Source organism: Streptomyces sp. CC53 (assembly GCF_001865245.1).
Lineage (GTDB): Bacteria > Actinomycetota > Actinomycetes > Streptomycetales > Streptomycetaceae > Streptomyces.
This window is the reverse complement of the sequence record NZ_MKXB01000067.1, coordinates 1-11,647: the sequence shown is the minus strand read 5'-3', so window position 1 is coordinate 11,647 and position 11,647 is coordinate 1. Positions and strand designations below refer to the sequence as shown.

11 protein-coding genes are annotated in these 11,647 nt (G+C 73.3%); 7 read left to right on the top strand and 4 right to left on the bottom strand.

What is annotated here, in order from left to right:
- The first annotated feature begins 55 nt into the window (after positions 1–55).
- From BJP40_RS06255 to BJP40_RS06235, 5 genes are all read left to right on the top strand, one after another.
- A complete protein-coding gene (locus BJP40_RS06255; RefSeq protein ID WP_107416722.1) occupies positions 56–733 on the top strand; it encodes an HAD family hydrolase in 678 nt (225 codons plus the stop codon).
- A gap of 108 nt (positions 734–841) precedes the next feature.
- On the top strand, positions 842–1,744 hold the full coding sequence (locus tag BJP40_RS06250) for a radical SAM protein (RefSeq protein ID WP_071279303.1): 903 nt from the start codon (positions 842–844) through the stop codon (positions 1,742–1,744).
- On the top strand, positions 1,737–2,375 hold the full coding sequence (locus tag BJP40_RS06245) for an AAA family ATPase (protein WP_226962386.1): 639 nt from the start codon (positions 1,737–1,739) through the stop codon (positions 2,373–2,375). Before BJP40_RS06250 ends, BJP40_RS06245 begins: the two co-directional genes overlap by 8 nt.
- Positions 2,293–2,940: a bifunctional 2-polyprenyl-6-hydroxyphenol methylase/3-demethylubiquinol 3-O-methyltransferase UbiG gene (locus tag BJP40_RS06240; protein WP_071279300.1), complete on the top strand. Its 648-nt coding sequence runs from the start codon at positions 2,293–2,295 to the stop codon at positions 2,938–2,940. Before BJP40_RS06245 ends, BJP40_RS06240 begins: the two co-directional genes overlap by 83 nt.
- 23 nt (positions 2,941–2,963) lie before the next feature.
- Complete coding sequence (locus BJP40_RS06235) at positions 2,964–3,551, top strand: class IV adenylate cyclase (protein ID WP_071279299.1); 588 nt, start codon at positions 2,964–2,966, stop codon at positions 3,549–3,551.
- Positions 3,552–3,799: 248 nt separating this feature from the next.
- Here the strand turns inward: BJP40_RS06235 and BJP40_RS06230 are convergent, their stop codons facing one another.
- Both BJP40_RS06230 and BJP40_RS06225 read right to left on the bottom strand, forming a co-directional pair.
- The gene (locus BJP40_RS06230) at positions 3,800–4,198 is read right to left on the bottom strand and encodes a RidA family protein (RefSeq protein WP_071279297.1); all 399 of its coding nucleotides are present in this window, start codon (positions 4,196–4,198) and stop codon (positions 3,800–3,802) included.
- Positions 4,195–5,409, bottom strand: a complete 1,215-nt coding sequence (locus BJP40_RS06225) for an acyl-CoA dehydrogenase family protein (protein WP_071279295.1) — start codon at positions 5,407–5,409, stop codon at positions 4,195–4,197. Before BJP40_RS06225 ends, BJP40_RS06230 begins: the two co-directional genes overlap by 4 nt.
- An 88-nt stretch (positions 5,410–5,497) precedes the next feature.
- Here BJP40_RS06225 and BJP40_RS06220 point away from each other — a divergent pair, with 88 nt between their 5' ends.
- The gene (locus BJP40_RS06220; protein WP_071279294.1) at positions 5,498–7,132 is read left to right on the top strand and encodes an AMP-binding protein; all 1,635 of its coding nucleotides are present in this window, start codon (positions 5,498–5,500) and stop codon (positions 7,130–7,132) included.
- A gap of 167 nt (positions 7,133–7,299) precedes the next feature.
- Positions 7,300–8,139: a PaaX family transcriptional regulator C-terminal domain-containing protein gene (locus BJP40_RS06215; RefSeq protein ID WP_071279292.1), complete on the top strand. Its 840-nt coding sequence runs from the start codon at positions 7,300–7,302 to the stop codon at positions 8,137–8,139.
- 51 nt (positions 8,140–8,190) lie between these two features.
- Here the strand turns inward: BJP40_RS06215 and BJP40_RS06210 are convergent, their stop codons facing one another.
- The gene (locus tag BJP40_RS06210; RefSeq protein WP_071279291.1) at positions 8,191–10,467 is read right to left on the bottom strand and encodes a bifunctional salicylyl-CoA 5-hydroxylase/oxidoreductase; all 2,277 of its coding nucleotides are present in this window, start codon (positions 10,465–10,467) and stop codon (positions 8,191–8,193) included.
- A 2-nt stretch (positions 10,468–10,469) separates the two neighbouring features.
- The gene (locus tag BJP40_RS06205) at positions 10,470–11,303 is read right to left on the bottom strand and encodes an enoyl-CoA hydratase family protein (RefSeq protein ID WP_071279289.1); all 834 of its coding nucleotides are present in this window, start codon (positions 11,301–11,303) and stop codon (positions 10,470–10,472) included.
- Positions 11,304–11,647 lie beyond the last annotated feature (344 nt).

Here is an 11,647-nt window from a genome sequence, read left to right as displayed (position 1 = left end):
CGGCGGCCCGCACGTCCGCTACGTCTTGAACGAGAACCCCATGAGTTTCTGATCAATATGGGACATCGACCACACACTGATTGACAACGCGGGGGTGAGCAAGGAGATCTACGCCGCCGCGTTCACGGCACTCGCCGGATTCCCGCCCGCCCAGGCGGCGCGGACCGAGGGACGCACCGATCGCTCGGTCATGAGGGACATGTTCCTCCGGCACGGCGTGCCCGAACCGGGCTGGACGGATGTCGAGGCGGCCCTCACCCAGGCAGGGCAGGAGATGTTCGGAGAGCTCCAGAAGCGAGGCAGGGCTCTCCCCGGTGCACGGGATGCGCTCAAGAGGGTGGCCGAGCAGGACACTTGGGTGTCCTCGGTCTTGACGGGCAACATCGCGCCGAACGCAGGTGTCAAGCTGGGTGCGTTCGACCTCGACTCCCTGGTGGATCTGACCGTAGGCGCCTATGGGGCCGATGCCCTCCAGCGGCCCGACCTCGTAGACGTATCGCGCGAGCGGATTCGCCGCAGGTACGGGGGAGGGGAGGACGTGCCCGTCGTCCTCGTGGGCGACACCCCACGAGACGTCGAAGCGGCATTGGCGACGGGTTGCCACGTGGTCGGGGTGTCCTCGGGAATTCACAGCAGGGACGAGTTGTCTGCTGCCGGTGCGCCGGTCGTGCTGCCGGATCTGTCGGACACGGCGGAAGTCCTGGTCCACCTGGGAGCGGCAGCCGCGAGCTGAAGACGTCCCAGGACGTCCTCGTACCGTCCGATTACGCGGTGATGGTGTCCACCCCCATCCCGACACCATCGGGTTCTCCCCACCAGACAACTGGCTCAGGAGGCCCACGTGATCCACGACGTCACCGGCATCCGCAGGATTCGGATGCTGTACCTGCAGCTTCTGTACCGCTGCAACTTCACCTGCCTGCACTGCTTCCACGGCAAGCGCCTGAAGCAGGGCGACACGTTCAGCGCCGACGAGGCGATCAACCTCATCCGGCTCATGCACGACCAGTACGGCACGGAAGCGGTGACCCTGCTCGGTGGCGAACCCTTCCTCCACAGAGACCTGCCGCAGATCGTCAGGTACGCCAGCCAGGAGCTGGGAATGCAGGTCGAGGTCTGCACCAACGGCTACCGCATCGAGAGCCGCCTCACCGAGGTCGCCCCCCATCTCGACCTGCTGCGCGTCTCGCTGGAGGGGCTCGGCGAGACCAACGACGCCATCCGAAGGCCCGGTGGCTACCTCGCCGCCCTCAGCACCCTGAACCTCGCTCGCGACCTGGGCGTCATGACCGGTGCGACGATGACCGTGACTTCCCGGAACATCGACGAGGTCCTGCCTCTGGCTCGTACCGTGCAGCGGTTCGGCGTCCGCCAGCTCAAGCTCCATTGCCTCCGCCCGGTCGGCAACGCCGCCCGACACCCCGAGCTGCTGGTCACCGAGCCGACCGCCTACACGCGCCTCCGCGAGGACCTCCGACGGGCCGGGCTCTCCATCGAGGTGATCGTCGACGAAGACCGGTCCGAGAACGGCGCCCCGGAGATCTGCGCCCCGACCGACGGCTCGCGCGAGATCGACCGCATCGAGGCCGACCCCCGCGGAGCGCTGACCATGTCCTGCAAGGCCGTGGGCAAGGACTCGCACGCCTTCTGGTACGAGAAGACCGCGAACCGCATCGTCCACCAGCCCTCCGCCACCGACGAACTCACCATCGCCGTGCCGGACGTGGTGTACGCCCGTGCCTGATCGGCCGCCGTTCGAAAGCCTCGAAGGACTCCACGGGACCGGCAAGTCGACCATCGCGCCGATGCTCGCCGCAGCCCGAGGCGCCGTGCTGGTCCCCACCGTGCCCCTCTTCTACCAGGCCATGAGAAGACAGGTGGACGCGCGGGGGAACGTCGAGGCCCGCATGTGCTTCTACCTCTCGGCCCTCTTCACCGCCGCCGAGGAGATCCGGCGCTACCTCACCGCCGACATCCCCGTCGTCGTGGAGAGCTACTTCCCCAGGTGCATCGCCAACCACCGGGCCTTCGGGGCCCGGCTCGGCATCACGGTCCCAGCCGACCTACCGAAACCCATCACGTACCACCTGCTGTGCGCGGAGCACGAACGGCAGCGGCGGCTCGCCGAGAGGTTCAAGCCCGCCAGCCGGTGGGATGCCCTCAGCGAGGAAGCGGCGGACCGGATCACCGAGGCGTACAACGAGTTCCCCATGCACCAGGTGGACACCACGGGCCTTGCACCAGACCTCGTCCTCGAAGCCATCCTCGCCATCGACAAGGAAGGACACCCCCGTGCAGACGCGGAGCCTGTGGGAGCACACCCTCACGTTCTTCCCCCAGTTCCTCGCCGCCCTGAACGAGCACGCCTCCAGTAGGGCGACGGTCGCCGTCATCGGCGCGAGCGACGGGAAGTTCGTCCTGCCGCTCGGCGCCGCCGGTTACCGGGTCATCGCCATCGAGAAAGACCCGTTCGCCCTCCACGGCGGCGAGGTCAGCCTTCCGGGTGACACCACGGCTCACGCCCTCGGTCTGACCGATCGCCTCAAGCGCGAAGGCCTCGACAACCAAGTACAGGTCATCGAGCAGGACTTCCTTCAGTCCGACCTTCCCGAGGCAGGTTGCGACGCCGTCTGGACGAGCTGCTCCTGGCACTACAGTGCCAATCACCACACCCCGCTCGCCGACTTCGTCACACGCATGCAATCACTCGTACGCGTCGGCGGCCTGTTCGGCGCGGAGTTCATGATGCCCGTCGAACGGCGCCACCACCTGGTCGAGCACTACACCTCCCCCGAGAAACTCGGCGGCCACTTCACGGCCGGCTGGAACGTCCTGCTCACGCTGCGAACCAGCCAGTTCACCGAACGCCCCCATATCGGCCGGCCCCACGACCACACGCACCGCATGGGCCTGCTTCTCGCGGCCCGCACCGGCAAGTAACCGGCACATCAAGGAAGAGGATCATGAAGCACGAATACGAGGCCACGTTCCTGTCCGTGGACGTCGCCGCGCTCCAGGCCAAACTCGCCGCACTGGGAGCCGCCCAGACCTTCCCCCGCACCCTGCTCACGCGCAAGATCTTCGAGAACGACGCCCTCGACAACGGCCAGTGGATCCGCCTCCGCGACGAGGGCGCCCGCTCCACGCTCACCCTCAAGCAGGTCACCGACTCGACCACGATCGACGGCACCACCGAGATCGAGACAGAGGTCACCGACCTGCACGCGATGGCGGACATCCTCCGGCACATCGGCCTCCGCGAAGTGCGGTACCAGGAGAGCTACCGCGAGGAGTGGCGCCTCGGGGAGGTGGCGTTCGACTTCGACACCTGGCCCGACCTCCCCACATTCGTCGAGATCGAAGGCCCCGACGAGGCGTCGGTCCGCAAGGCCGCCGCCCTGCTCGACCTCGACTACACGGAGGCCAGGTTCGGCAGCGTCGACGAGATCTACATGAGCGAGGCCGGCCGCGACATCCTCGCCGAGCCCACCCTCCTTTTCTCCGACACGGGAAAGGAGGAGGCCGGCCACGCGTCGGATCAGGCCCCGTGACCATGAAAGGCAGGCGCAGCCTCCGCCAGGTTCGTCGTACCGCCGCAGGGGCCCCGGGTATCGCCTCGTCCAACGCACCATCGAACGCTCCCCCGCCAGTAACCTGGGAAGATGGCGGCCGGACCCCGCCCACTGCCCCCGGCAGGGGGCGTGCGGGGGCGGGATCGGTCGCCGTCTACCGGGGTGGGCGCACGGAACGGAGGGGCCCGCGGCACCGGCCCGCCCCGCCGACGGGCCGCCGTCCGGGTCTACGGCAGCACCGCGAAGCCGTCGAGTTCGACCAGTGCCTCCTCGTCCCACAGGCGGACCACGCCGATGAGGGCCATCGCCGGGTAGTCGCGGCCCGCGAGGTCGCGCCAGACGCGGCCCAGGTCGGGGGCGTGGGCGCGGTAGGCGGCGACGTCCGTGGTGTAGACGGTGACGCGGGCCAGGTCGGCCGGGGTACCGCCGGCGGCGCGCAGCGCGGCCAGCAGGTTCGCGAGGGCCTGCGCGAACTGCTCGGGGAGGGTCGTCCCGACCACCTTGCCGTCCGCGTCCAGGGCGGTCTGTCCGGCCAGGAACACCACGCGGGAGCCCGTGGCGGTGACCGCGTGGGAGAAGCCGGTGGGCGGCGAGAGTCCGGCGGGGTTGTGGCGGTGCGGGCTCATGCGTGCGGCTCCTTCACGTCTGTCTCCCCCGCGTGCGGCTGCCGCGCCCGTGGGCCGCTGCCGCCCGGGGCCCCCGCGGGCGCCTCCTCCGGGAGGTCTTTCGCGTACAGGTCCCGGGCGATGATGGTGCGCTGGACCTCCGTCGCGCCCTCGTAGATGCGGGGCGCCCGGACCTCCCGGTAGAGGTGCTCCAGGAGGTGGCCGCGCTGGAGGGCGCGGGCCCCGTGGAGCTGGACGGCCGCGTCGACGACGTACTGGGCGGTCTCCGTGGCCATGAGCTTGGCCATGCCGGCGCGGGCGCGGACGTCCGGGGCGCCCGTGTCGTGGGCCTCGGCCGCCGCGTAGACGAGGAGGCGGGCCGCCTCCGTGCGGGTGGCCATCTCCGCGACCTGGTGGGCGACCGACTGGAGGTCCTTGAGGACGCCGCCGAAGGCGGTGCGCCGGGAGGTGTGCGCCAGTGTGGCGTCCAGGGCGGCCTGGGCCATGCCGACGGCGAACGCGCCGACGCTGGGGCGGAAGAGCGTCAACGTGCGCATGGCGACCGCGAAGCCGGCGCCCGGCTCGCCGAGGACGTCGTCGGCCGTGACCGGGACCGCGTCGAAGGCGAGGGCGCCGATCGGGTGCTCGGACAGCATGGCGAGCGGTTCGCCCGTCAGTCCGGGCCGGTCGGCGGGCAGGGTGAAGGCGGTGATGCCGCGGGCGCCCGCGTCCGGCGCGGTGCGGGCGAAGACCGTGTAGTGGTCGGCCTCCGGGGCGTTGGAGATCCAGCGCTTCTCCCCGGTGAGGCGCCAGCGTCCCGGGCCGTCCGGTTCGGCGCGCAGTGCGAGGGCCGCCGCGTCGGAGCCCGCGTCGGGCTCGCTGAGTGCGAACGCGGCGATCTCCCGGCCCGCGGCCACCCCCGGCAGGACCCGGTCCCGCTGGGCGGCCGTGCCGGTCGCGGCGACCGGGTGGGCGCCGAGCCCCTGGAGGGCGAGCGCCGTCTCCGCCTCCGTGCAGCCGTACGCGAGGGACTCCCGCATCAGGCACAGGTCGAGGGCGCCCGACGTGAACAGGCGTCCCAACAGGCCCAGTTCACCGAGGGCGGCCACCAGGGGGCGGTTCACGCGACCCGGTTCCGCCTTCTCGGCCAGGGGGCGCAGGCGCTGCTCCGCCAGGGCGCGCAGTTCCGCGCACCATGCGGTTTGTGAGGGTTCGAGCGAGAATACGGGCATCAGGCCCCCATCTATCGCGGACCGTTGACTGTCGTCACCTTCACGATACGCTCGTGGAGCGAGCCCACCACTGACAAGGGGGCGCACCATGGATCCGACACCTTCGGCCCATCTCGACACGTTCACCCGCGACCGCCTGCCGCCGCGCACGCAGTGGCCGGACCTCCTCTTCGACCTCCCCGAGCTGCGGTACCCCGAACGGCTCAACTGCGGGGCGGAACTGCTGGACCGTTCGATCGAGCGGTTCGGGGCGGGGCGGCCCGCGTTCCGCGACGGCGCGGGGCGGGTGTGGACGTACGGGGGGCTGCGCGAGCACGTCGACCGGGTCGCCCGCGTCCTCACGGACGACCTCGGCGTGGTGCCCGGGAACCGGGTGCTGCTGCGGGGCCCGACCACGCCGTGGCTGGCGGCCTGCTGGCTCGCCGTCATGAAGGCGGGCGCCGTGGCCGTGACGGTGCTGGCGCAGCAGCGCCCGCAGGAGCTGGCCGTGATGTGTGAACTGGCGGCCGTCAGCCACGCGCTGTGCGACGTCCGCTCCGTGGACGACCTGGTGAAGGCGGAGGTCCCAGGGCTGCGGGTCACCACGTTCGGCGGGGACGCGCCCGACGACCTGATGCGGCTGGCCGGGGCCCGGCCCGCGGAGCCGTACGAGGCCGTGGCGACGGCCGCCGACGACGTCGCCCTCATCGCCTTCACCTCCGGGACGACCGGCCGCCCCAAGGGCTGCATGCACTTCCACCGGGACGTGCTGGCCGTCGCCGACACCTTCTCCGCCCACGTGCTGAGACCGTCGCCGGACGACCTGTTCGCCGGGTCGCCGCCGCTGGGCTTCACCTTCGGCCTGGGCGGGCTCGTCGTCTTCCCGCTGCGGGCGGGCGCGTGCGCCCTGCTGCTGGAGCAGGCGGGCCCGCGGCAGCTGCTGCCCGCCGTGGCGGAGCACGGGGTGTCGGTGCTGTTCACCGCGCCGACCGCCTACCGGGTGATGCTGGACGAACTCGGCACGTACCCGTACGACACGTCGTCGCTGCGGGTGTGCGTGTCGGCGGGCGAGAACCTGCCGGAGGCCACCTGGCACGCGTGGCGCGAGCGCACCGGGCTGCGGCTCGTCAACGGCATCGGCGCGACGGAGCTGCTGCACATCTTCGTGTCGGCGGCCGGGGACGCGATCCGGCCCGGCACCACCGGGCTGCCCGTGCCCGGCTGGGAGGCGCGGGTGGTGGACGCGTCGGGCGCAGCCGTCCCCGACGGGGAGGAGGGCCTGCTCGCGGTGCGCGGCCCGGTCGGCTGCCGCTACCTGGGCGGGGACCGGCAGGACCGGTACGTGCGGGGCGGCTGGAACGTCACCGGCGACACGTACGTCCGGGAACCCGACGGCTACCTGCGGTACGTCGCCCGCGCCGACGACATGATCATCACGGCGGGGTACAACGTGCCCGGCCCGCAGGTCGAGGAGGCGCTGCTGGCCCACCCCGACGTGCTGGAGGCCGCGGTCGTGGGCCGCCCCGACGAGCTGCGCGGGCAGGTCGTCGTGGCGTACGCGGTGCTGCGGGACGGGCTGCCGCGCGACGGGGCGGCCGCGGACGCGCTGCGCGACTTCGTGCGGTCGCGGCTCGTGCCGTACAAGTGCCCGCGCGAGATCGTGTTCCTCGACGCCCTGCCGCGCACGGCCACGGGCAAGCTGCAGCGGTTCAGGCTGCGCGCCCGGGAGGTGCCCGCGCCGTGACGCCGTCCGGCGGCAGGGCGGGCCGGCCGGCGCCCCGCCGTGGGGCGCGTTCAGGAGCGGACCGCCGCCGGGCACGGGCAGCCGGCCGCGGCGTGCGGGCGGAGGAGCCTGCGGGTCGGGCGCCTGCGGGCCGACGGGCGGCCGGGGACACGACTTAGAGTGGGCGCGTGGCCGAGCAGCACACCCCGCGTTCCCTGATCGTCTCCCTGTACGGCGCGTACGGGCGGACGCCCGACGACACGCCCGCGCCGGTGGCCGAGCTGATCCGGCTGCTGGGCGCACTCGGCGTCGACGCCCCGTCGGTGCGCTCGTCGGTGTCGCGGCTGAAGCGGCGCGGACTGCTGGTGCCCGGCCGGACGGCGGGCGGCGCCGCGGGCTACGCCCTGTCGGAGGACGCCCGGCAGCTGCTGGACGACGGCGACCGCCGGATCTACGCGCGCGAGAAGCCGCGACTGCCGGACGGCTGGGTACTGGCGGTGTTCTCCGTACCGGAGGCCGAACGCCACAAGCGGCACCTGCTGCGCTCGCGGCTGGCGCGGCTGGGCTTCGGCTCGGCGGCACCGGGCGTGTGGATCGCGCCGGCGGCCCTCTACGAGGAGACCCGGCACACGCTGGAGCGGCTGCACCTCGACCCGTACGTGGACCTCTTCCGGGGCCGGCACCTGGGGTTCGCCGCCACGGCGGAGGCGGTGGGCCGCTGGTGGGACCTGGCGGCCATCGCCAAGCAGCACGAGGAGTTCCTCGACCGGCACGGGCCGGTGCTGCGCCGCTGGCGGAAGGCGCCGGACGGGCCCGCGGAGGAGGCGTACCGGGACTACCTGTTCGCCCTGGACTCGTGGCGCCGCCTCCCCTACGCCGACCCGGGCCTGCCGCAGGAACTGCTCCCCGCGGGCTGGCCGGGCGGCCCGGCCGCGGAGGTCTTCGCGGAGCTGCACGCCCGGCTGCGGGACCTCGGGGCGCAGTTCGTCCGGCCCTTCGGCACGGTGGACCGGCCCGGTGGGGACTGACCCGCCCCGGCGCCCGGGGGTGCCTCGGCGGCGGGGCGGCGGGCCGCCGGTTCAGGGGCGGGTGAGGGTCAGGCGGGGTTTCGGGGCGTCGGTGCGGCCCGTGGGGGGTGTGCGGCTGCCCGCACGGTACGGGGCGGGCCAGGGGGCGGCGGGACCCGTGTAGCCCTGGTCGGCGGCGGCGTGCAGCGTCCAGTGCGGGTCGTACAGGTGGGGGCGGGCGAGGGCGCACAGGTCGGTGCGGCCCGCCAGAATCAGGGAGTTGACGTCGTCCCAGGACGAGATGGCGCCCACGGCGATGACGGGCACCCCCAGGGCGTTGCGGATGCGGTCCGCGTACGGGGTCTGGTAGGAGCGGCCGTACTCGGGGCGCTCGTCGGGGACGACCTGGCCGGTGGAGACGTCGAGGGCGTCGGCCCCGCGGGCGGCGAACGCGCGGGCGATCTCCAAGGCGTCGTCCGCGGTGGTGCCGCCCGCCGCCCAGTCGGTCGCCGAGATGCGGACCGTCATGGGCCGGTCGTCGGGCCACGCCTCGCGGACGGCGTCGAAGACCTCCAGGGGGTAGCGGAGCCGCCCGGCCAGGTCGCCGCCGTAGGCGTCCGTGCGGTGGTTCGTCAGCGGGGAGAGGAAACCGGACAGCAGGTAGCCGTGGGCGCAGTGCAGTTCGAGGAGGTCGAAGTCGGCCTCGGCGGCGCGGCGGGCCGCCGCCGCGAACTGTTCGCGGACCGCGGTCATGCCCGCCCGGTCCAGCGCGTGCGGGACCTGGTTGACGCCGGCGCGGTACGGGAGGGGGGAGGCGGCGACCAGCGGCCAGTTGCCGTCGTCGAGGGGCTGGTCGATGCCGTCCCACATGCGTTTCGTGGAGCCCTTGCGGCCGGAGTGGCCGAGCTGGACGCCGAGGGCCGTGCCGGGGGCCCGGGTGTGCACGAAGTCCGCGATCCGGCGCCAGGCCGCCGCCTGCCCGTCGGTGTAGAGGCCGGTGCAGCCGGGGGTGATGCGGCCCTCCTGGCTGACGCACACCATCTCCGTCATGACGAGCCCGGCGCCGCCGAGGGCGCGGGCGCCGAGGTGGACGAGATGGAAGTCGCCGGGGACGCCGTCCTGCGCCACGTACATGTCCATGGGGGACACGACGACGCGGTTGCGGAGGGTCAGGCCGCGCAGCCGGAACGGGGTGAACATGGGCGGCGTGCCCGGTGGGCAGCCGAAGTCCCGCTCCACGGCGTCGGTGAAGGCCCGGTCGCGCAGCCGCAGGTTGTCGTGGGTGACGCGGCGGCTGCGGGTGAGCAGGTTGAACGCGAACTGGCGGGGCGGCTGGTCGACGTACCGTGCGGCGTCCTCGAACCAGCGGAGGCTGGCGGCCGCGGCCCGCTGCACGGACTCGACGACGGGGCGGCGCTCCGCCTCGTACGCGGCCAGCGCGGACGGCAGGTCCGGCTGCTCCTCCACGCAGGCGGCGAGCGCGAGGGCGTCCTCGACGGCGAGCTTCGTGCCGGAACCGATGGAGAAGTGCGCGGTGTGCGCGGCGTCCCCGAGGAGCACGATCCGGCCGTCGTGGGACCAGCGCCGGTTGACGACCGTGCGGAACACCGTCCAGGAGGACGTGCCGGACCGCAGGGGCCGGCCGCGCAGCGCCTCGGAGAAGATCTTGGCGCAGCGTGCGACGGACTCGCCGGTGGGCAGTTCGTCGAGTCCGGCGGCGCGCCAGACGTCCTCGTGCATCTCGATGATGACGGTGGAGGCGTCCGGCGCGTAGGGGTAGCCGTGCAGCTGCATGACGCCGTGTTCGGTCTCGGCGATCTCGAAGCGGAACGCGTCGAACGCGAAGTCGGCCGCGAGCCAGATGTACCGGCACCGGTGGGGGGTGAGGTGCGGGCCGAAGACGTCGGCGTGGGCCGCGCGGGTGCGGCTGTGCACTCCGTCGGCAGCGACGACCAGGTCGTGGGTCCGCGCCAGCTCGGCCGCGGGCGGGGCCTCGGTGCGGAAGCGGAGCTGCACACCGAGGGCGGAGCAGCGGTCGTGGAGGATCTTCAGGAGCGTTCGGCGGCCGAGGGCGGCGAAGCCGTGGCCGCCGGAGGTGAGGAGGCGGCCCCGGTGGACGACGTCGATGTCGTCCCAGCGGACGAACGCGCGCCGCAGCGCGCGGTACACGTCCGGGTCGGCGTGCTCGATGCCGCCGAGGGTCTCGTCGGAGAGGACGACGCCGAAGCCGAAGGTGTCGTCGGGGGCGTTGCGCTCCCAGACGGTGACCTCGCGGGCCGGGTCGAGGCGTTTGAGGAGGGCCGCGGCGTAGAGCCCGCCGGGGCCGCCCCCGATGACGGCGGCGCGCATGGTCACCGCCCCTGCCACTTGGGGGGCCGCTTCGCGGTGAAGGCGGCGTGGAACTCGGCGTAGTCGCGGCCGTTCATCAGGAGGGCCTGGGTGGCGGCGTCCAGTTCGACGGCCGCGGCGAGCGGCATGTCCAGCTCGGCGGTGAGCAGCGCCTTCGTCTGCGCGTAGGCGAGGGCGGGTCCGTCGGCGAGGTGGCGGGCCAGTTCGGCGGCGCGGGCGTCGGCGCCGCCCTCGCCGGTGAGTTCGCTGACCAGGCCGATGCGTTCGGCTTCGGCGGCGTGCACGGGTTCGCCGAGCATGAGCAGGCGGGTGGCGTGGCCGAGGCCGACGACGCGCGGCAGCAGATAGGCGGCCCCCATGTCGCCGCCGGACAGACCGACCTTGGTGAAGAGGAAGGCGAACCGGGCGGAGGGGTCGGCGATCCGGAAGTCGGCGGCGAGCGCGAGGACGGCCCCGGCTCCGGCCGCGACACCGTGCAGGGCGGCGACGACGGGGAACGGCGCCTCGCGCAGGGCGCGCACGACCTGGCCGGTCATCCGGTTGAAGTCGAGGAGCTGGGCGGTGTCCATGGCGAGGGTGGCGCCGATGATGTCGTCCACGTCCCCGCCGGAGCAGAAGCCGCGGCCCTCCCCGGCGAGGACGAGGGCGCGGACGGCGCGTTCCCTGGACAGTTGGGCGAGCAGGTCGCGCAGGTCGGCGTAGGCCCCGAAGGTGAGGGCGTTCAGCCTGGCCGGGCGGGCCAGGGTGACGGTGGCGACGCCGTCGTCCACGGCCAGTCTCAGGTGCCGCCAGGAGGCGGCCTCGGTGCGGGGCGCGGAACCGGTGAACGGGCTCATGCGGTGCGGCCTCCCTACGGCGTCGCCGACGACGCCGGTGCCTTCCCTGTCTTCTCCGTCCCCCGAAGCTATCACTGTTTCGTGACTTCCGTCATGATGACGCGATAGGGCGACGCGGCGCGGGGTGCCGGCGGCTCGGCGCGGCGGCGTGGTGGCACGGTGCGAGGTGCCGACGGTGCGGCTCGGCTCGGCACGGCCTCGTCGAGCGCGCGGCGGACCGGGCGGGGCGATGGGTGGCGGACGGGGGCGCGGGCCCTCAGCCGTCGAAGCCGGCCCGGGGGCGGGCCCGCCCCCGGGGCGGGGACGGGCAGAGGCGGGGCGCGGGCCCGGCGGGCCGCAGCGCC

Coding starts and splice junctions, on each gene's coding strand:
- BJP40_RS06235 (WP_071279299.1), top strand. CDS start 2,964: ATGAAGCACGAATACGAGGCCACGTTCCTGTCCGTGGACGTCGCCGCG.
- BJP40_RS06225 (WP_071279295.1), bottom strand. CDS start 5,409: ATGCCCGTATTCTCGCTCGAACCCTCACAAACCGCATGGTGCGCGGAA.
- BJP40_RS06205 (WP_071279289.1), bottom strand. CDS start 11,303: ATGAGCCCGTTCACCGGTTCCGCGCCCCGCACCGAGGCCGCCTCCTGG.
- BJP40_RS06220 (WP_071279294.1), top strand. CDS start 5,498: ATGGATCCGACACCTTCGGCCCATCTCGACACGTTCACCCGCGACCGC.
- BJP40_RS06230 (WP_071279297.1), bottom strand. CDS start 4,198: ATGAGCCCGCACCGCCACAACCCCGCCGGACTCTCGCCGCCCACCGGC.
- BJP40_RS06210 (WP_071279291.1), bottom strand. CDS start 10,467: ATGCGCGCCGCCGTCATCGGGGGCGGCCCCGGCGGGCTCTACGCCGCG.